The sequence below is a fragment of the Ensifer adhaerens genome, assembly GCF_020035535.1.
GTDB lineage: Bacteria > Pseudomonadota > Alphaproteobacteria > Rhizobiales > Rhizobiaceae > Ensifer.
The window spans coordinates 3,722,057-3,741,648 of record NZ_CP083349.1 but is presented as its reverse complement, the minus strand read 5'-3'; the positions used below and the strand labels follow the sequence as shown (position 1 = coordinate 3,741,648).

The 19,592-nt window shown below is 63.0% G+C and carries 15 protein-coding genes; 13 read left to right on the top strand and 2 right to left on the bottom strand.

Annotation, left to right across the window (positions count from 1 at the left end; translation table 11 throughout):
- Positions 1 to 8 precede the first annotated feature (8 nt).
- Positions 9 to 2,174, top strand: a complete 2,166-nt coding sequence (locus LAC81_RS18215) for a TonB-dependent receptor domain-containing protein (RefSeq protein ID WP_223725920.1) — start codon at positions 9 to 11, stop codon at positions 2,172 to 2,174.
- An 88-nt stretch (positions 2,175 to 2,262) separates the two neighbouring features.
- Here LAC81_RS18215 and LAC81_RS18210 read toward each other — a convergent pair whose 3' ends face one another.
- A complete protein-coding gene (locus LAC81_RS18210; protein WP_223725919.1) occupies positions 2,263 to 3,435 on the bottom strand; it encodes a dihydrodipicolinate synthase family protein in 1,173 nt (390 codons plus the stop codon).
- Positions 3,436 to 3,733: 298 nt separating this feature from the next.
- On the opposite strand from LAC81_RS18210, the gene LAC81_RS18205 reads away from it, so the two are divergent.
- From LAC81_RS18205 to LAC81_RS18185, 5 genes are read left to right on the top strand one after another with little or no spacing between them, the layout of a single operon-like run.
- Positions 3,734 to 4,774: a LacI family DNA-binding transcriptional regulator gene (locus LAC81_RS18205; RefSeq protein WP_223725918.1), complete on the top strand. Its 1,041-nt coding sequence runs from the start codon at positions 3,734 to 3,736 to the stop codon at positions 4,772 to 4,774.
- Positions 4,771 to 5,772, top strand: a complete 1,002-nt coding sequence (locus LAC81_RS18200) for a Gfo/Idh/MocA family protein (protein ID WP_223725917.1) — start codon at positions 4,771 to 4,773, stop codon at positions 5,770 to 5,772. Before LAC81_RS18205 ends, LAC81_RS18200 begins: the two co-directional genes overlap by 4 nt.
- Positions 5,773 to 5,776: 4 nt before the next feature.
- On the top strand, positions 5,777 to 7,396 hold the full coding sequence (locus LAC81_RS18195; RefSeq protein ID WP_223725916.1) for an acyl CoA:acetate/3-ketoacid CoA transferase: 1,620 nt from the start codon (positions 5,777 to 5,779) through the stop codon (positions 7,394 to 7,396).
- Positions 7,389 to 8,168, top strand: coding sequence for an enoyl-CoA hydratase/isomerase family protein (locus LAC81_RS18190; RefSeq protein ID WP_223725915.1), 780 nt, complete (start codon positions 7,389 to 7,391; stop codon positions 8,166 to 8,168). Before LAC81_RS18195 ends, LAC81_RS18190 begins: the two co-directional genes overlap by 8 nt.
- Positions 8,169 to 9,683, top strand: coding sequence for an aldehyde dehydrogenase family protein (locus tag LAC81_RS18185; protein ID WP_223725914.1), 1,515 nt, complete (start codon positions 8,169 to 8,171; stop codon positions 9,681 to 9,683). It abuts the gene before it with no gap.
- Between the two features lie 93 nt (positions 9,684 to 9,776).
- Here LAC81_RS18185 and LAC81_RS18180 read toward each other — a convergent pair whose 3' ends face one another.
- Positions 9,777 to 10,841, bottom strand: coding sequence for a LacI family transcriptional regulator (locus LAC81_RS18180; RefSeq protein WP_223725913.1), 1,065 nt, complete (start codon positions 10,839 to 10,841; stop codon positions 9,777 to 9,779).
- A gap of 315 nt (positions 10,842 to 11,156) precedes the next feature.
- Here LAC81_RS18180 and LAC81_RS18175 point away from each other — a divergent pair, with 315 nt between their 5' ends.
- The 7 genes from LAC81_RS18175 to LAC81_RS18145 all read left to right on the top strand — a co-directional run bounded on the left by LAC81_RS18175 (position 11,157) and on the right by LAC81_RS18145 (position 19,587).
- Positions 11,157 to 12,389, top strand: coding sequence for an ABC transporter substrate-binding protein (locus LAC81_RS18175; protein WP_419195831.1), 1,233 nt, complete (start codon positions 11,157 to 11,159; stop codon positions 12,387 to 12,389).
- 275 nt (positions 12,390 to 12,664) lie between these two features.
- Positions 12,665 to 13,543, top strand: coding sequence for a carbohydrate ABC transporter permease (locus LAC81_RS18170; protein WP_065374030.1), 879 nt, complete (start codon positions 12,665 to 12,667; stop codon positions 13,541 to 13,543).
- Positions 13,543 to 14,424, top strand: coding sequence for a carbohydrate ABC transporter permease (locus tag LAC81_RS18165; RefSeq protein WP_113535413.1), 882 nt, complete (start codon positions 13,543 to 13,545; stop codon positions 14,422 to 14,424). The genes LAC81_RS18170 and LAC81_RS18165 overlap by 1 nt, the downstream gene beginning before the upstream one ends.
- A gap of 4 nt (positions 14,425 to 14,428) precedes the next feature.
- Complete coding sequence (locus tag LAC81_RS18160; protein WP_113535412.1) at positions 14,429 to 15,544, top strand: ABC transporter ATP-binding protein; 1,116 nt, start codon at positions 14,429 to 14,431, stop codon at positions 15,542 to 15,544.
- A gap of 6 nt (positions 15,545 to 15,550) precedes the next feature.
- Positions 15,551 to 17,050: a GMC oxidoreductase gene (locus tag LAC81_RS18155; protein ID WP_223725911.1), complete on the top strand. Its 1,500-nt coding sequence runs from the start codon at positions 15,551 to 15,553 to the stop codon at positions 17,048 to 17,050.
- Positions 17,047 to 17,826: a 3-ketoacyl-ACP reductase gene (locus LAC81_RS18150; RefSeq protein ID WP_223725910.1), complete on the top strand. Its 780-nt coding sequence runs from the start codon at positions 17,047 to 17,049 to the stop codon at positions 17,824 to 17,826. The genes LAC81_RS18155 and LAC81_RS18150 overlap by 4 nt, the downstream gene beginning before the upstream one ends.
- 105 nt (positions 17,827 to 17,931) lie before the next feature.
- Positions 17,932 to 19,587: a GMC family oxidoreductase gene (locus tag LAC81_RS18145; protein WP_223725909.1), complete on the top strand. Its 1,656-nt coding sequence runs from the start codon at positions 17,932 to 17,934 to the stop codon at positions 19,585 to 19,587.
- The last annotated feature ends 5 nt before the right edge of the window (positions 19,588 to 19,592 follow it).

Below are 19,592 nucleotides of genomic sequence, written 5' to 3'. Positions count from 1 at the left end.
GGGCGAAGATGATGAAGCGGTTGGGGCTTGCGACCGAAACCGAGGGGCAGCGGCAAGGGGCCCGGCGGAGCGGGTCCGGCTCGGCCGGATGGTCACGTCATTTCGTCTGCGCCTGCCTCGCCGGCACGGCGCTGACGATACCGACGGAAGCGTTGGCACAGAAGGCCAAGGAGAAGGACAAGGAGAAGGCGACTGAGCTTGAGCAGATCGTGGTGACGGCGACCGGCTTCGAGCAGAACGTCAAGGATGCACCGGCGAGCATCACGGTGATCACGGGCGAGGACTTACAGAAGCGGTCGTTCCGCGATCTCACCGATGCGCTTCGCGACGCGCAAGGGGTGGCGGTGACAGGTGTCGCCAACGAGCGCGACATCTTCATTCGCGGTCTGCCCGGCTCCTACACGCTGATCCTCGTCGACGGCAAACGGCAGAGCACGCGTGACGCCCGCACCAACGGCAATTCCGGTTTCGAGCAGAGCTTCATCCCGCCCGCCGCCGCTATCGAGCGCATCGAGATCGTCCGTGGCCCGATGTCGTCGCTCTATGGTTCCGATGCCATGGGCGGGGTCATCAACATCATCACCCGCAAGGTCTCGGATAGCTGGACCGGCTCGGTCACTACCGACGGCACGATGCAGCAGCACAGGCAGTTCGGCAATTCGGGGCAATTGTCGTTCTACACCAGCGGCCCGATCCTGAAAGATACGCTCGGCGTGCAGATCTGGGGCCGCGGCCTGAAGCGCAGCGAGGACAAGTTCCTATCCGGCATCACGGGCTCGAAGGAGCACGATCTGACGGCGCGGCTTGCCTACACGCCGAACGAGGACCACGACTTCTTCCTCGAAGGCGGGACAGCGCGGCTTCGCCGCGATGCGAATGTCGGCAGGACGATCGAGCCGGGACCGCGCGCCGTCAGCACTTACAACGACAATGACCGCGATCACTGGTCGTTCTCGCATACGGGGCGCTGGGGACCGACGACGTCTGATTTCTCCATTCTGCAGGAATGGGCTGAGCGTCGGAACTATAACTACAGCCAGGCAGACGGTCGCTTCGTCAAGCAGCCGCGCGCGCCCGAGGTGCGCAACACCGTCGTCGACGGCAAGTTCACGACCCCCTTCGATCTCGGCGGCAGCCACACGCTGGTGACCGGCGGGCAATATTTCGAGGCGCGGCTCTCCGACCAGAACCCGGGCCGGCGGACCGGGCTGAACGAGACTTTCTCGGCAACGCAATGGGCGCTGTTTGCCGAGGATGAATGGCGCATGGTCGATGATTTCGCGCTGACCACGGGCCTGCGTCTCGATCACCACGAGGAGTATGGCTACCACCTCAGCCCGCGCATTTACGGCGTCTGGAACGCGACCGACATGCTGACGGTGAAGGGCGGCGTCTCCACCGGCTTCCGCGCGCCCGATATCCGCAGCATCGCCCCGGGCTATGCCTACACCACCGGCGGTGGCGGTTGCTCCTACGGTCCGACCGGCACCTGCGGCGTGATCATCGCCGACCCGAACCTCAAGGCCGAATCAAGCACCAGCTATGAAATCGGCGCCGTGTGGGACAATGGCGACGTCATCCTCGGCGGCACCTACTTCTACACGGATTTCAGGGACAAGATTTCCAACTCGATGGTGCTGGATTCGGCCGGAAATCCGGTGCGCTGGAGCGAGGATCCGAACTACCGCCTCTGGTACAACTACAACATCGACGATGCGATCATTCAGGGCGTGGAACTGACGGCGACCTGGAATGCGACGGCCGATCTGACGCTACGCGCCAGCTACACCTATACGCAGTCGGAACAGAAGACCGGCACCTTTGCCGGCTTCCCGCTGGCGCGCACACCGGAGCACATGGCCAATCTCAGGGCCGATTGGTACACGCCGGTGGAGGGGCTCGAAGCCTGGGCCTCGGTCAACTATCACGGCGAGGAGATCGCCGCCGGCCCGCGCATCGGCACCAACGGCAAGCCGGTAACCATCAACGGCCAGCAGGGGCGCAGATACGACGCCTACACGACCGTCGATATCGGTACGAAATACGATGTCGGCGAGGGCCTGACGCTGAACGCCGCCGTCTACAATCTCTTCGACAAGGAGGTCGAGGAGACCGACTTCAACACGGTCATGGAAGGCCGTCGCTTCTGGATGAGCCTGACGGCGACATTCTGATCCGGTGGCCGGTCCCTGCCGGCTTCCGATCGAGAACAGACGGCGCCTTCCCGGGCGCCGTCCGTCTATTCTCAAGCGCCCCTCTCTCTCAAGCGCTTTGGTCCACGCCGAGGGTCGATAGCAGGCTTTTCATTCTCTCTGCCGCCAGTTCCGGCCGGTCGAGCACATTGGCTCGGTCGGCGAGGCGGAAGATGTCCGAGTAGTGCAGCACCCCGCGTGCGGACTGCATGCCCGCGGGCATGGTGAAGTGGCGCTGGTGGCCGTTCAGCCAGGCCAGCAAAACGACGCCGGCCTTGTAATACTGTGTCGGCGCCTCGAAGATCTTGCGGGACAGAGGCACGGTCGGCTCGATCACGCCGCGGAAGGTCGCGAGATCACCCTTGGCCAGCGCCGCCAAGGCCTTGGAGGCAGATGGCGCCACCGCATCGAAGATGCCGAGTAGCGCGTGGCTATACTTCGTGCCGTCGCCTTCGATCAGTTCGGCATAGTTGAAGTCGTCGCCGGTGAAGCACAGCACGCCCTCGGGCAGGCGATTGCGCAGCGCCACTTCCTTGGCGTTGTCGAGCAGCGAAATCTTGATGCCCTCGACCTTGTCGCGGTTGGCTTCGATGATCGAAAGCACCGTATCGAGCGCCTGTTCGAAATTCTCCGAACCCCAATATCTCCGAAGCTGCGGATCGAACATGTCGCCGAGCCAATGCAGCACGACCTTGTGCCTGGCCTGGCCGAGAATGCGGCCATAGACGTGGCGATAGTCATCGGCGGAACGGGCGACGCGGGCAAGCGCCCGGCTTGCCATCATGATCGTCCTTCCCCCCTCGCCTTCGACGAAACCGACCTGTTCCTCATAGGCGGCGATCACGTCGTCCAGCGATCGCACATCGGCCGGTGCCAGATGATCGGTGCCGGCGCCGCAGGCAAGATCGGCGCCCGGCACCTGCCGCGCTTCGGCAAGAGAGCGGCGGATCAACTGCTGCGCGCCTGCCCAGGGCAGCCCCATGCCGCGCTGGGCCGTGTCCATCGCCTCGGCGATCTTGAAGCCGAGGCCCCAGAGGTGATGGCGAAACGCCATGGTCGCGTCCCAGTCGATCGCCGGATTGCCCCAGGGATCAAGATCCCGGAACGGATCCGAGACCACATGGGCGGCCGCATAGGCGATGCGGTTGAAGGTCGGTGGCGTCCCGGGCCGCTCGATCGGCGTTCCGGTCAGGCGATGCTGTTCAAGCGAGCCGTCTTGGCGCGGCAGCGTCAGGCTTGTCATTGGGGTCGGTTCCTCCGCGGAAGTTTGCCTTGAAATACTTTGGATCGTTCCAAATGGCAAGCGGCATTGTTTTTCGGATGGGGTGGCGTACTTCTTCGGCGATCGGCAACATGTCATTATGTCGTTGTTTTTAATAATAATTATAGACGACATCGCTCAAGAATGCGCGCCCTTGAGGTCTCATGACGTTGCGTTCGGTGTCCCTGGGCGAGAAAAAAGTGATCAGCCAACTCTTGACGGAATTGGAACGTTCCAATTATGAAAGAGAAAAGCGGGCAAGAAAGTTCGGGAGGATGCTGTGGTCAAGGAGAGGGTAACGGTCATCGATATTGCGCGCGCCGCCGGCGTGTCGAAGTCGACCGTGTCGCTCGTTCTCCAGGGCAGTTCGCTGGTCAACGAGGCGACGCGCGCCAAGGTAAATGCCGCCATCCGCGATCTCGGCTATGTCTATAACCGCAGCGCCGCCAATCTTCGCCAGGCGAAGTCCAAGATCATCGGCATCGTCGTCAACGATCTGACCAACAGCTTCTTTGCGGAACTGGCGGTCGGCGTCGATACCGTCGTGCAATCGGCCGGCTTCGTTCAGTTTCTCGCCAACACGGGTGAAAAGATCGAGCGGCAGCGCGAAGTGGTGGCCTCGATGCGCGAACACGGCGTTTCCGGGTTGATTGTCTCGCCGGCGCGCGGCACGGAAGCGGCCGATCTTGCGCCACTCGTTGCGAGCGGCATGCCGGTTGTGCTGGTCGTTCGCGACATTGCCGGCGCCCATGTTTCTTCGCTGACCTCCGACAACCACGCCGGCGCCATGGCTGCCGTCAGGCATTTGATCGAACGCGGCCACCAGCGCATCGCCTTCCTCGGCGGTTTTCCGGATACCGCCGTCTTCGAGGCGCGCATGCGCGGCTATCGCGACGCCCTTATCGAGGCCGGCATTGCTGTTTCCGACGCGCTGATCATCGGTTCGGCGCCGTCGCGTGCCGGCGGTGTGACGGCGGTGGAGCAGGCGATGATGCTCGCCGACCGGCCGACCGCAGCGCTCTGCTTCAACGATGCGGTCGCCTTCGGCGTTTGCGACGGTCTCAGGGCGCGCCGCCTGGAGCCGGGCGCCGATTTTGCCGTCATCGGCTTCGACGATGTGATCGAGGCGAAGACCGCCGTGCCGGCACTGACGACGGTTTCCGTCGATCCTCAAGGGATGGGCCAGCGGGCTGCCGAATTGCTGCTGAAGCAGATCAAGGCCGGGAAGGCGGAGCCGGAAGCGATCGTCGGTTCGGTCCGTCTCGTCGTCCGCCAGAGCTGCGGTGGCGCGGTCGAGAGAAAAAAGGAGGCATTGGCATGACGCGGTGGGGTCTGATCGGCGCAAGCACGATTGCGCGTGAATGGGTGATCGGCGCAATCCGCGCCGCCGGAGGCGAGGTTGTCTCTGTCATGAGCACCAGCACCGAGCGTGGTGTGGCCTACGCCAAAGAGAACGGCATCGCCAAGTCGGTGACCTCGGTCGCGGATCTGGTCGGCGATCCCGATGTCGATGCCGTTTATGTCTCGACTACCAACGAATTGCATCGCGAGCAGACGCTGGCGGCGATCGCCGCCGGCAAGCACGTGCTTTGCGAAAAGCCGCTGGCGATGACGCTCGAGGATGCGCGCGAGATGGTGACGGCGGCGCAGGAGGCGGGCGTTGTGCTTGCCACCAATCACCACCTGCGCAACGCTGCCACCCATCGCGCGATGCGCGATGCGATCGCCGAGGGCAAGATCGGCCGGCCGATTGCCGCCCGCGTTTTCCATGCGGTCTATTTGCCGCCGCATCTGCAGGGCTGGCGGCTGGAGCGGCCGGATGCCGGCGGTGGCGTCATCCTCGACATCACCGTTCATGATGCCGATACGCTGCGCTTCATTCTCAATGACGACCCGATCGAAGCGGTCGCCATCAGCCACAGCGCCGGCATGGGCAAGGAAGGCCTGGAAGACGGGGTCATGGGCGTGCTCCACTTCCGCTCCGGCGTCATCGCCCAGTTCCACGATGCCTTCACCGTGCGCTTTGCTGATACGGGCCTCGAAGTGCATGGCACCGAGGGTTCGCTGATTGGCCGCAAGGTCATGACCCAGCGGCCGGTCGGAACCGTGACGCTACGCAATGCCGATGGTGAGACCGAGTTGTCGCTCGACCATCGCAATCTCTACGAAACCGCGCTTTCCGCCTTCCATGCCGCCGTCAGAGGCGAAGGCAGCCCGTCGGCGACGGGTGAGGATGGCGTCTGGTCGTTGGCAACCGGCCTTGCCGTCGTCAAGGCGGCTGCGACCGGCCAGGCCGTGGCGATCGAAACGGGACTTTGAACTGATGTCGATGAACAAGCACATCTCGCCGGCCGAAGCGGCCGCCCTGATCCCGGATGGCGCCGTGGTTTCGGTCTCCTCGTCCAGTGGCCTCGGCTGCCCCGACCTGATGTTGAAGGCGATCGGCGAGCGCTTCGAGATGACCGGCCACCCCCGCGACCTGACGACGCTGCATCCGATTGCCGCCGGCGACATGAGCGGCATCAGGGGCGTCGACTACATCGCCAGGAAAGGCCTCCTGAAAAGGATCATCGGCGGTTCCTATCCTTCCGGTCCGTCGAGTGCGGAGCCGCCGCTGATCTGGCAGATGATCGGCGCTGACGAGGTGGCTGCCTACAATGTGCCCTCCGGCATCCTCTTCGACATGCACCGCGAGGCCGCAGCCAAGCGGCCGGGCGTGCTGACCAAGGTCGGCCTCGATACTTTCGTCGATCCGTCGCGCGAAGGCTGCGCCATGAATGCTTCGGCTGCGGCCGAGCCCGTCGTGAAGAAGGTCTCGTTCGAAGGTGAGGACTGGCTCTATTTCAAGGCGATCGCACCGCAGGTGGCAATCATCCGCGCGACGACGGCGGACGAGCGTGGCAACCTCACCTATGAGCACGAGGGCGCCTATCTCGGCGGTCTCGACCAGGCGCTCGCCGCCCGCAACAATGGCGGCATCGTCATTGCCCAGGTCAAACGCATCACCAAGGAAGGCTCGCTGAAGCCGCATGACGTGCGGGTGCCGGGTGTGCTGGTGGATTATGTCATCGTCGACCCCGACCAGAAGCAGACGACCCAGACGCTCTACGATCCGGCGATTTCAGGCGAGATCTTCCGGCCGCTCGACAGTTTCCGGGTTCCGGAATTCAACATCCAGAAGGTGATCGCCCGCCGCGTTGCGCAGGAACTCGAGGCCGGCAGCGCCGTCAATCTCGGTTTCGGCATTTCGGCCAATGTGCCACGTATCCTGCTCGAAGAAGGCCTGCACGGTGCCGTTACCTGGGTGATAGAGCAGGGTGCCGTCGGCGGCGTGCCGTTGCTCGATTTCGCCTTCGGCTGCGCTTCCAACGCCGATGCCTTCATGCCCTCGCCTTACCAGTTCACCTATTTCCAGGGCGCTGGCTTCGATGCCTCGCTGCTTTCCTTCCTCGAGATCGACCGCAACGGCTCGGTCAACGTGTCAAAACTCTCCTTCCGTCCGCATGTGACGGCCGGCGCCGGCGGTTTCGTCGACATCACGGCACGTGCAAAGAAGATCGTCTTCTCCGGCATGTTCAATGCCGGCGCCAAGCTCGCGATCGCCGATGGCAAGCTGGTGATCGAGAAGGAAGGCAAGCTCAAGAAGCTGGTCAACGAAGTCGAGCACGTCACCTTCTCTGGCCGCCGCGGCATCGAGCAGGGCCAGGACATCACCTATGTGACCGAACGCTGCGTGATGAAGCTGACGCCTGAGGGTGTGATGCTGACGGAGATCGCCCCGGGCGTCGATCTGCAGGCCCATATCCTCGACCAGTCGGAATTCTCGCTGATCGTTTCCGACGGGCTGAAGACCATGGACGCGGCGCTTTTTGCGGAAGGTCTGATCGGGCTGGAACTGCCGAAGAAGCCGGCGCGCCGGATTGGGGGAGGCGACCGTGGCTGAAGGCCGTATCCGCATCGAGGTCGAAGGACCGATCGCGACCATGACGGTTGCCCGTCCGGACAAGCTCAATGCCTTCGACATTGACATGCTGAAGGCGCTGGCGTCCGCCTGCGATACGGTCGAAGCCGACCGCAATATCCGCGTCGTCATCCTGACCGGCGAGGGAAAGGCATTTTCCGCCGGCGGCGACATCAAGGCCTGGGGCGGCATGGATGCACCTGCGTTCGGGCATGACTGGGTGCGTTTCGGTCATCGTGTGTTCGAGCGGCTGGCGACGCTGCGAATGCCTGTCATCGCGGCCCTCAACGGCCACGCGCTTGGCGGCGGGCTGGAGCTAGCGGCGGCCGCCGATATCCGTCTGGCGGAAGTGCAGATCAAGATTGGCCTGCCGGAGACGAGCCTCGGCATGGTGCCCGGCTGGTCGGGCACGCAGCGTCTGGTCTCTCGCTTTGGCGCACAGATCGTCCGGCGCATGGTGCTTGGCGGCGAGATGTTCACGGCCGAGGTTGCCCGCAATGAGGGTTTGGTCGATGCCGTCGTCGAGACCGGCGCGGTGCTGACTGCTGCTCGTGACTATGCGGCGCGTGTCGCCAAGCGTGGCCCTGCGGCGCTCGAAATTTCGAAACTGATGCTCGCTTCGGCGAATGGCGAAGACAACGGAGCTGCTGTCGAAGCGCTCGGCTCGATCCTCGTCGCCAAGACCGGCGATCTCAAGGAGGGTGTCGCCGCGTTCTCGCAGAAGCGTCAAGCCCAATTCAAGGGAGAATGGTAAATGACCGTGTTCGTGAAACCCAAGGCGCTCGGCGACCATAAGATCCGCGCCTTCCAGATGCTGATCGACGGCAAATGGGTGGACAGCGCCGAAGGGCGCACGATCGAGCGTGTGGCGCCCGGTCATGGTGTCGTCGTCAGCCGCTATCAGGCGGGCACCAAGGCCGACGCCGAAAAGGCGATTGCTGCGGCCCGCCGCGCTTTCGATGACGGCAGCTGGCCGCACATGACCGCTTCGCAGCGCTCGCTGGTGCTGCTGCGCGCCGCTGACATCATTGCCGAGCGCGCTGATGAACTCGCCTATCTCGATGCAATCGAATCCGGCAAGCCGATCAGCCAGGCCAAGGGCGAACTGGGCGGTGCCGCCGATATCTGGCGCTACGCCGCAGCTCTCGCCCGCGACCTGCACGGTGAAAGCTATAACACGCTCGGTGACGGCACGCTTGGCGTCGTGCTGCGTGAGGCGATCGGTGTCGTCTCGATCATCACGCCCTGGAACTTCCCGTTCCTGATCGTCAGCCAGAAGCTTCCTTTTGCGCTTGCGGCGGGCTGCACGACTGTCGTCAAACCGTCCGAACTGACGTCAGCCTCGACGCTGCTGCTCGGTGAAATTCTGGAAGCCGCCGGCGTTCCCGCCGGTGTCGTCAACATCATCACCGGCACGGGGCCGGAGGTCGGTGCGCCGATGACGACGCATTCGGACGTCGATATGGTGTCCTTTACCGGCTCGACCGGCGTCGGCCGCCTGACCATGGCCAATGCTGCGCAGACGCTGAAGAAAGTCTCGCTCGAACTCGGCGGCAAGAACCCACAGATCGTCTTCCCGGACGCCAATCTCGACGAATTCATCGATGCGGCTGTCTTCGGTGCCTACTTCAATGCCGGCGAATGCTGCAATGCCGGCTCGCGGCTGATCCTGCATCGCGAAATCGCCGACGAGGTCACGCGCCGCATCGCCGAGCTCTCGGCCAAGGTGAAGGTCGGAGATCCGCTTGACCCGGAAACCCAGGTCGGCGCGATCATCACGCCGCAGCATCTGGAAAAGATCGCCGGCTATGTTTCTGCTGCTTCCAAGGACGGTGCAGCGGTTGCTCATGGCGGCACGGCGCTCGATCTGGGCATGGGTCAGTTCATGGCGCCGACGATCCTTTCGGGCGTGCGGCCGGACATGGCGGTGGCGCGCGAGGAAGTCTTTGGTCCGGTTCTTTCGGTGCTGACATTCGAAACGACCGAGGAGGCGATCCGCATCGCCAATGCGATCGACTACGGCCTTTCGGCCGGCGTCTGGAGCCGCGATTTCGACACCTGCCTGACGATCGGCCGCCGTGTGCGCGCCGGCACCATCTGGATGAACACCTTTATGGACGGTGCGTCCGAACTACCCTTCGGCGGTTATCGCCAGTCCGGCCTTGGCCGTGAACTCGGCCGGCATTCGGTCGAGGATTACACCGAGACCAAGACGCTCAACATGCATATGGGGCCGCGCACCGGCTGGTGGATGCCGCGCCAAGGCTGAAACAGGGGAGGAGAGGACATGCGGACGACGGGGGGGACAATTGGGCAGGAGGCAGCGGCACGCGACGCCGCCTCGCGTGCCGTGTTCGTCCGCTCAGCCGGCCGTGTCGAAGCTCGATGGAATCTGCGGACAGAGAAGCAGTTGCAGCTTGCTGACGTCGCTCTCGCCGCCGATCTTCTGCAGGAGCACCCGGCCCATGTCTTCGCCGGTCACCGTCAGGTCTTCGTAGATCGTCTCGACCTGCGGCTGAATGGCGCTCAACAGATGCGAGGTCTGTTTGGCGACGATGTCGTACTCGCGTCCGAGCGTAAGCCCGCAATCGCTCATGCCGGTGATGGTCGCGAGCGCGCAGACTTCGCCGCCGCACATGAAACTATCCGGCGGATCGGGCTCGGCATAGCGCTGGCGGATACGGTCGCGGATAGCGCCGGCGGGGCTGTCGAGGTCGATGCCGGTGAGGATCTCGTAGGCGCAACCGGCCTCGCGCACCGCGGTCATGAAGCCGTGCTGCAGATGGCCGGCGAAGGTGAAATCGGTCGGGCCGCTGATGAGCGCAGGTTTACGCCTGCCCTTGGCGATCAGGCGTTTGGTCGCCTGGTAGGAAAAAGTGAAGTTGTCGTAGTCGACATAGGGATGCGGGGTCGAGAGCTCCGTGCGCCCATGGGTGACGAAGGGAAAGCCGAGATCGGAGAGCAGCCGGACACGCGGATCGAGCGGTTCCGTGCGCGAGAAGATCAATCCATCGGCCATCGCGTTGCGGGTGATGTAGTTGACCGCTTCGACATTGGTCGAGTTCAGGAAGTTCGGCATGACGATCAGGTGGTAGGCGGTGCCCTGCAGCGCCTTGGCGATGCCGCTCATGATCGAGGTGCCGTAGCCGAGGATTTCTTCGTGCGGATCGAGCAGCACGCCGATGACATTGGTGCGGCCGGTCTTCAGGCGCTGGGCGGCACGGTCGGGCGAATAGCCGATCTCGTCGGCGACCTCACGCACCCGCTTGCGGGTATCGAGCGAAATCTGTGGCGCGTCGGAGAGGGCGCGCGAAACGGTGGTGACCGCAAGGCCGGTGATTTCCGCGATCGTGCGAAGAGTCGGCTTGCCGCGCTTGGCGGTGGAGCCACCGTCTTCGTGGTGGGCGGGCTTGGAGGGATCGGCCAATGCTAGTCATCCTGAGAGCGGGTGAGAGCGGGTTTTGTAACGTGGTGCGAACGCTTAGGCAATCGAATCATGAAAACGTTTTAAATCTCGCATTGCGGCATGGTTTGTTGCACCGCAGCAGCTAACATGCGCTATATAATTCAGTAAATTCAAACGGTTCTTAAGGTGCTAAAATACAAAACTGCGGAATGCTTGACTTGCTGAATTTATAACGTTTTAAATGGCCAGCCGCTGGCTAGAGCGGCGCGAATTCCGGGGTGGAAGGAGGTTCCACTTCGAAAACTTGCAAACGGGAGGATAACGATGCGCAAGTTGATGACGACGACGGCCGTTGTGGCGCTGATGATGGCGGCCACCGCCGCGCGCGCAGCCGAAAACGTGGAAGTTCTGCACTGGTGGACGTCCGGTGGCGAAGCAGCCGCGCTCGACGTTCTGAAGAAGGACCTGGAAAGCAAGGGCATCACCTGGACCGACATGCCGGTCGCCGGCGGTGGCGGTACGGAAGCCATGACCGTGCTTCGCGCGCGCGTCACCGCGGGCAACGCTCCGACCGCCGTGCAGATGCTCGGCTTCGATATTCTCGACTGGGCCAAGGAAGGCGCACTCGGCAACCTCGACGAGACCGCTTCCAAGGAAGGCTGGGACAAGGTGATCCCGACGGCCCTGCAGCAGTTCTCGAAGTATGACGGCCATTGGATCGCAGCGCCGGTCAACGTGCACTCGACCAACTGGGTCTGGATCAACAAGGCAGCGCTCGACAAGGCTGGCGGCAAGGAGCCGACCAACTGGGACGAACTGGTTGCCTTGCTCGACAACTTCAAGGCTCAAGGGATCACCCCGATCGCCCATGGCGGCCAGCCCTGGCAGGATGCGACGATCTTCGACGCCGTGGTACTTTCGCTCGGCACGGACTTCTACAAGCAGGCCTTCATCGACCTCGACCCTGCAGCGCTCGGTGGCGACAAGATGAAGGAAGCCTTCGATCGCATGACGAAGCTGCGCTCCTATGTCGACGACAACTTCTCGGGCCGCGACTGGAACCTCGCTTCCGCCATGGTCATCGAGAACAAGGCCGGTCTGCAGTTCATGGGCGACTGGGCGAAGGGCGAATTCCTGAAGGCCAAGAAGGTGCCGGGCACCGACTTCGTCTGCATGCGCTTCCCGGGCACGCAAGGGTCCGTCACCTTCAACTCCGACCAGTTTGCGATGTTCAAGGTCGCCGACGACAAGGTCCCGGCTCAGCTCGCCATGGCTTCGGCGATCGAAAGCCCGACCTTCCAGTCGGCATTCAACGTCGTCAAGGGCTCGGTCCCGGCCCGCACCGACGTTCCTGACACGGCCTTCGACGCTTGCGGCAAGAAGGGCATCAAGGACTTGGCCGAAGCCAACAGCAACGGCAAGCTCTTCGGCTCCATGGCCCATGGCCATGCAAACCCGGCTGCCGTCAAGAACGCGATCTACGACGTCGTGACGCGTGAGTTCAACGGCGAACTGACGTCCGAAGAGGCCGTCAAGGAACTGGTCTCGGCCGTCGAGGCCGCGAAGTAACGGGCCCGTTCCGGGGCGCGTACTGCATAATTCCTTAAATCCGCATTGGATTTGAGGACAAAATTATGCAGCAACTTAAGTGTTGAAGCGACCTTAGCGCGTCTTGAGAGACGCGCGGCGCTGCCAGGCGCCCCGGACACCCATTCCGACATGCAAGCGCCGTCGAACCGCCGTGGCCAATGGGACGCGGGGAAGGGCGCTTTGATACCCAGAACCTCGCGCGGATGCCGATATAGGGGATTTCCCGACGGCCGCGCCAGAAGTGGTGAACGTTCATGGATAGCCGCAGTCGTCTGCAGGACCTGATACCGAAGCTGGTCCTTGCCCCGAGCTTCCTTATCGTCCTGATCTTTGTCTATGGTTTCATTGCCTATACCGGCTTTCTGTCGATGACGGACAGCAAGATGCTGCCGTCCTACAATTTCGTCGGTTTGAGCAATTATGCGAAGCTGTGGGCGCTGCCGCACTGGTGGCGGGCGGTGAGCAACCTGGCAATCTTCGCCGCGCTCTACATCGCCATCTGTTCCGTGCTTGGCCTCGGGCTCGCGATCCTGCTCGACCAGAAGATCCGCGCCGAAGGGTTCCTGCGGCCGATCTATCTCTATCCGATGGCGCTTTCCTTCATCGTTACGGGTACGGCCTGGAAGTGGTTCCTCGATCCCGGCATCGGCCTTGAGAACACCATGCACCTCTGGGGCTGGGAGAGCTTCTCGTTCAACTGGATCAAGGATCGCAACTACGCGATCTACTGCGTTGTCATTGCTGCCGTCTGGCAATCGACCGGCTTCATCATGGCGATGTTCCTGGCCGGCCTTCGCGGCGTCGACAACGAGATCATCAAGGCGGCGCAGATCGACGGCGCCAAGACCTCGACGATCTATCGCCGGATCATCATTCCATTGATGCGGCCGGTGTTCCTATCGGCCTTCGTGGTGCTCGCGCATCTGGCGATCAAGGCCTACGACCTGATCATCGCGCTCACCGGCGGCGGCCCGGGCCAGGCGACCGAACTGCCGGCGACATTCATGTATTCCTACACCTTCACCCGCAACCAGATGGGCATCGGCGCGTCCTCGGCGATCATCATGCTGGTGATGATCTTCTCGATCATCGTGCCCTATCTCTATTCCGAAATCCGGGGAGCAAAACGCTGATGAGCGCTCCGAGCCCAGACAACATCATCTCGCACAACCGCCTCACCCGCGCGTTGATCTATACCGCGCTGATCCTCTTTGCGCTCTATTCGCTGCTGCCGCTCTACGTGATGCTGGTGAACTCGGTGAAGCCGCTCGACGAGATCCGCCAGGGCGGCATGCTTAACCTGCCGCAGACCTTTACGATCGAGCCCTGGCTTCAGGCCTGGTCGACGGCGCAGATCGGCGTGCAGCCAACCGGCCTCAAACCTTTCTTCATCAACTCGATCCTGATGGTCGTTCCGGCCGTGGCGATCTCGACGATCATCGGCGCACTCAACGGTTACGTGCTGACGAAGTGGCGCTTTCCGGGTGCCAACATCTTCTTCGGCATGCTGCTTCTCTCGTGCTTCATCCCGTTCCAGATCGTGCTCATCCCGATGGCGCGCATCCTTGGCATCCTTGGGATTGCCGGTTCGATCTGGGGCCTGATCTTCGTCCATGTCATCTACGGCATCGGCTTCACGACGCTCTACTTCCGCAACTACTACGAGGCCTTCCCGACCGAACTGGTGCGTGCGGCGCAGATCGACGGCGCCAGCTTCTTCCAGATCTTCTGGCGCATCCTGTTGCCGTCGTCTGGTCCGATCATCGTCGTCTCGGTCATCTGGCAGTTCACCAACATCTGGAACGACTTCCTGTTCGGAGCGTCCTTCTCCGGCCCCTATTCGACGCCGATGACGGTTGCCCTCAACAACCTCGTTTCGTCCTCGACAGGCGTCAAGGAATACAATGTTCACTTCGCGGGCGCGATCCTCGCCGCCCTGCCAACGCTCATCGTCTATATCGTGTCCGGTCGCTACTTCGTTCGCGGCCTGATGTCGGGCGCCGTGAAAGGATAAGCTCATGTCTTTCTTGAAAATCAGCAACCTGCGCAAATCCTATGGCTCGCTTGAGATCCTGAAGGACATCAATCTGGAGATCGAAAAGGGCGGTTTCCTCGTGCTCGTCGGTCCGTCCGGCTGCGGCAAGTCCACGCTTCTCAACACCATCGCCGGTCTTGAGCCGATCACGTCAGGCGAGATTGCCATCAACGGCCGCTCGGTTGCCGATCTGCATCCGTCGAAGCGCGATATCGCCATGGTGTTCCAGTCCTACGCGCTCTATCCGAACATGACGGTCGCCGGAAACATCGCCTTCGGCATGGAAATCCGCGGCGTGCCGAAGGAGGAGCGCGAAAAGGCGATCAAGCAGGTCTCGGAAATGCTGCAGATCGGGCATCTGCTCGACCGCAAGCCGAGTCAGCTCTCCGGCGGCCAGCGCCAACGCGTCGCCATGGGCCGTGCACTCGTGCGCAACCCGCAGGTCTTCCTGTTCGACGAGCCGCTCTCCAACCTTGATGCCAAGCTGCGCGTCGACATGCGCACCGAAATCAAGCGGCTGCACAACCGCATGAAGACGACGATCGTCTACGTCACCCACGACCAGATCGAAGCGATGACGCTGGCGACCAAGATCGCGGTCCTCAAGGATGGCGTGCTTCAGCAGTTCGGAACACCGGCCGAGATCTACAACAACCCGGCCAACATGTTCGTCGCCGACTTCATGGGGTCGCCGGCGATGAACCTTCTGACCGCACGGATCGAAAAGAGTGGCGCTGACATTGCGGTCACGCTGGCACGCCCCAATTCCGAACCGCTGAAGCTTGCGGTGCCGCAGGCCAATGGCGCGCTTTCGGCCTATGCCGGCAAGGACGTGATCTTCGGCATCCGTCCGGAAGCGCTGACCGATCCTGACGGCGCCGACCGCAATGCGAAAGTGGTCGCCGAGGGCGAATGCCTGATCGAGGTGGTGGAGCCGGCCGGCTCCGATACCTTTGCGGTCACCCGTCTCGGCGGCAAGGAAATCGTTGCGCGGCTCAGGGCCGACGCTCGCATCGCGCCCGGCCAGACGTCGCGGCTTGCCTTCAATCTCGACAAGGCGGTGTTCTTTGACCCGCAGAGCCAGCAGCGGATCGCGTAACGAACGATGCAGGAGCAGCCGGACATCGTCATCATCGGCTCGGGGATCGGCGGCTCCACGCTTGCGGCGGGGCTCGCCTGCTCCGGCGCCCGCATCACCATCCTTGAGCGCGGCGAGCGCCTGCCCGATACACCGGAGGCGCGCAGCTACAGTTCGATCTTCGTCAAGGGACACTTCCGGCCAAAGGAGATGTGGCGCGAGCCTGATGGCACCGAGTTCAATCCGGGAAACTTCTATTTCGTCGGCGGCAATTCCAAGCTCTTCGGTGCGGTGCTCCTGCGCTACCGTGCCGAGGATTTTACCGAGATGCAGCATCTCGGCGGCGTTTCACCGGCGTGGCCTTTCCCTTACGAGGAGCTGGAGCCGTGGTACGGCAAGGCCGAGCAGCTGTTCGCAGTGCGCGGAGAGTTGGGCGACGACCCGACCGAGCCGTTCCACAGCGCTTCCTACCCACATGGCCCGGTGCCGGACGAGCCAGCCATTGCCCGCGCCCGCGCCGAGTTGAAGGCGCAGGGATTACATCCGGCAACGCTGCCGCTCGGCGTCGACATCGATACCTGGCTGGCCGGCGGGCGCACGCCTTGGGACGGGTTCCCGAATACCGGCAACGGCAAGAGGGATGCCGAGACCGCATCGCTCGCTTTCGCACTGAAGGACCCCAATATCGAGCTGATCACCTCGGCGCATGTCGACACGCTGGAGGCGGGACCTGGCGGCCGGATCGAGGCGATCCACTACACCCACAGGGGCGAGAAGAAGAAGCTGTCGCCGAAACTGGTGATCCTGTCGGCGGGCGCGATCAACTCGGCTGCGATCCTCTTGCGCTCCGGCGACGGCAAGGGACTGGCGAACGCCTCCGACCAGGTCGGCCGCAACTTCATGAACCACAATTGCAGTGCAATGCTGGCGATCAATCCGTTCAAGCGCAATGACAGCGTCTACCAGAAGACGCTGATGCTGAACGATTATTACCTGACCGGCGGCCGGGACGGCCTGCCGCTCGGCAATGTGCAACTGCTCGGCAAGATCAATGCTGACATTCTGAAGGCCAATGCGCCCGTCTGGGCGCCACGCTTAGCCTTCGACTTCATGGCCGGTCATGCGGTCGACTGGTACATGATGACGGAGGACCTGCCCAACCCGGAAAGCCGCATCATGGTCGACGGCAAGGGCATCATCATGCAGTGGCGGCGCTCCAACATGGAGGCGCTATCCGGGCTCGAAGCGAAAATGCGCGCGCATTTCAAGGCTGCTGGCTACCCGATCGTGCTCTCTCAGCCCTTCGACAAGCGTACGCCGTCACACCAGTGCGGAACGGTGCGAATGGGCAAAGACCCGAAGGACGCGCCGCTCGACATCTACTGCCGCGCCTTCGACCACCCGAACCTTTTCGTCGTCGACGCCGGCTGCCTGCCGACATCCGCTGCCGTCAATCCGGCGCTGACGGTCGCGGCCCAGGCGCTCAGGGTCGCCGACCATATCCTCGCGAAGGAGATCCGATCATGACGTCATCGACGCGTCCCGTCGCCATCGTCACCGGCGGCCGCCGCGGCATCGGCCTTGGCGTTGCCCGCGCGCTCGCCCGCGAAGGCTTCGACATCGCGATCACCGGCCTCGGGACGGCAGATGCGACGACCACCCAGACGCTATCGGAACTTTCCGGCGACCACGGACGGGCTATCTACATCGAGGCGAATCTGGCCGATGTCAGCGGCCATGCGGCGACCGTCGAGCGTGTCCGCGCCGAGCTTGGCCCAATCCGCTGCCTTGTCAATAACGCCGGCATCGCCTCGGTGGTGCGGGGCGATTTCCTCGACCTGCTGCCGGAGAATTTCGACACGATCGTCGCCACCAACCTGCGCGGCACGGTGTTCTTTACCCAGGCCGTACTCGTCTCGATGCTGACCGATCCGGCCGATGCGGCGCCGCGGTCGATCATCAACATCACCTCGGTTTCTGCGACGATGACCTCGCCCGAGCGTCTCGACTATTGCATGACCAAGGCCGGCCTTGCCGCCTTCAGCCAGGGGCTCGCGCTGCGGCTCGCCAATACCGGCATTTCGGTTTTCGAGATCCGGCCGGGCATCATCCGTTCCGACATGACCGCCGGCGTCTCGGCGAAATACGATGCTTTGATCGATGGCGGGCTGGTGCCGATGCGACGCTGGGGCGAGCCTGAGGATATCGGCAACATGGTGGCCGGTCTCGCCGGTGGCAAATTCGGTTTTGCGACGGGCTCGGTCATCCAGGCGGATGGCGGCCTTTCGATCGGCCGGCTCTAGGAATACCGCGAAGGAAACTACGGCGCGCCGAAACGAGCAAGTTTGAATTGAACACGTCGAAAATTTGGAACGTTCCAAATGGTGGCGGCGGAGGGAAGACAGGGAATGAGCTACGACTACATCATCACCGGCGCCGGCCCGGCCGGCTGCGTTCTCGCCAATCGGCTTTCGGAGGATCCGTCGGTCCGTGTCCTTTTGCTGGAGGCCGGCGGCGGCGACTGGAACCCGCTGTTTCACATGCCGGCGGGCTTCGCCAAGATGACCAAGGGTGTCGCAAGTTGGGGCTGGCATACGGTGCCGCAGAAGCACATGAAGGGCAGGGTGCTGCGCTATACCCAGGCCAAGGTCATCGGCGGCGGCTCGTCGATCAATGCCCAGCTCTATACCCGCGGCAACGCTGCCGACTACGACCTCTGGGCTTCCGAGGACGGCTGCGCTGGCTGGGACTACCGCAGTGTGCTTCCCTATTTCAAACGCTCGGAAGACAACCAGCGCTTTGCCGACGACTACCACGCCTATGGCGGGCCGCTCGGTGTCTCGATGCCCACGGCGGCGCTGCCGATCTGCGATGCCTATATCCGCGCCGGCCAGGAACTCGGCATTCCCTACAACCACGATTTCAACGGCCGCCAGCAGGCGGGTGTCGGCTTCTACCAGCTAACCCAGCGCAATCGTCGTCGGTCAAGCGCGTCGCTTGCCTACCTCTCGCCGATCAAGGAGCGCCGCAACCTGACGGTTCGAACCGGCGCGCGGGTCGCCCGAATCGTGCTTGAGGGCAGCCGCGCCGTCGGCGTCGAGGTTGTCACGGCCAAGGGCAGCGAGATCATCCGGGCAGAACGCGAGGTGCTTGTTTCCTCCGGCGCCATCGGATCGCCGAAGCTGCTGCTGCAGTCCGGCATCGGGCCTGCCGATCACCTGAAATCGGTGGGCGTCTCGGTGAAACACGACCTGCCCGGCGTTGGCGGCAATTTACAGGATCACCTCGATCTCTTCGTCATCTCCGAATGCACCGGCGATCACACCTATGACGGCGTGGCGAAACTCCATCGTACGCTATGGGCGGGCCTGCAATATGTTCTCTTCCGCTCAGGCCCGGTGGCGTCGTCGCTGTTCGAGACCGGCGGCTTCTGGTATGCCGACCCCAATGCCCGCTCGCCGGATATCCAGTTCCATCTCGGTCTCGGTTCCGGCATCGAGGCGGGCGTCGAGAAGCTGAAGAATGCCGGCGTGACGCTTAACTCCGCGTATCTGCACCCGCGCTCGCGCGGAACCGTGCGGCTTTCCTCTTCGGATCCGGCGGCGGCGCCGCTGATCGACCCGAATTACTGGGAGGATCCGCACGACCGCAGGATGTCGATCGAGGGCTTGAAGCTCGCCCGCGAGATCATGCAGCAGGCGGCACTCAAGCCTTTCGTGATGGCCGAGCGCCTGCCGGGCAACTCGGTCATGAGCGACGAGCAGTTCTTCGAATACGGCTGCGCCAACGCCAAGACCGACCATCACCCTGTCGGTACCTGCAAGATGGGGACGGACTCCGCGGCGGTCGTTGGCCTCGATCTCAAGGTGCACGGCCTCGAAGGACTCAGGGTCTGCGACAGTTCGGTGATGCCGCGTGTTCCCTCTTGCAACACCAATGGGCCGACGATCATGATGGGCGAAAAGGGCGCCGATATCATCCGCGAGCGCCAGCCCCTGCCGCCGGCGATCTTCGCCCACGAACGCAACGACAGCCGCCCGCGCGCCCGCGCCGATATCCGTTGAGGTCC

Excerpts from the sequence above, each read along its gene's own strand:
- LAC81_RS18215 (WP_223725920.1), top strand. The coding sequence starts at position 9 with ATGATGAAGCGGTTGGGGCTTGCGACCGAAACCGAGGGGCAGCGGCAA.
- LAC81_RS18210 (WP_223725919.1), bottom strand. The coding sequence starts at position 3,435 with ATGACAAGCCTGACGCTGCCGCGCCAAGACGGCTCGCTTGAACAGCAT.
- LAC81_RS18200 (WP_223725917.1), top strand. The coding sequence starts at position 4,771 with ATGACGCGGTGGGGTCTGATCGGCGCAAGCACGATTGCGCGTGAATGG.
- LAC81_RS18195 (WP_223725916.1), top strand. The coding sequence starts at position 5,777 with ATGTCGATGAACAAGCACATCTCGCCGGCCGAAGCGGCCGCCCTGATC.
- LAC81_RS18185 (WP_223725914.1), top strand. The coding sequence starts at position 8,169 with ATGACCGTGTTCGTGAAACCCAAGGCGCTCGGCGACCATAAGATCCGC.
- LAC81_RS18175 (WP_419195831.1), top strand. The coding sequence starts at position 11,157 with ATGACGACGACGGCCGTTGTGGCGCTGATGATGGCGGCCACCGCCGCG.
- LAC81_RS18170 (WP_065374030.1), top strand. The coding sequence starts at position 12,665 with ATGGATAGCCGCAGTCGTCTGCAGGACCTGATACCGAAGCTGGTCCTT.
- LAC81_RS18165 (WP_113535413.1), top strand. The coding sequence starts at position 13,543 with ATGAGCGCTCCGAGCCCAGACAACATCATCTCGCACAACCGCCTCACC.
- LAC81_RS18160 (WP_113535412.1), top strand. The coding sequence starts at position 14,429 with ATGTCTTTCTTGAAAATCAGCAACCTGCGCAAATCCTATGGCTCGCTT.
- LAC81_RS18155 (WP_223725911.1), top strand. The coding sequence starts at position 15,551 with ATGCAGGAGCAGCCGGACATCGTCATCATCGGCTCGGGGATCGGCGGC.
- LAC81_RS18150 (WP_223725910.1), top strand. The coding sequence starts at position 17,047 with ATGACGTCATCGACGCGTCCCGTCGCCATCGTCACCGGCGGCCGCCGC.
- LAC81_RS18145 (WP_223725909.1), top strand. The coding sequence starts at position 17,932 with ATGAGCTACGACTACATCATCACCGGCGCCGGCCCGGCCGGCTGCGTT.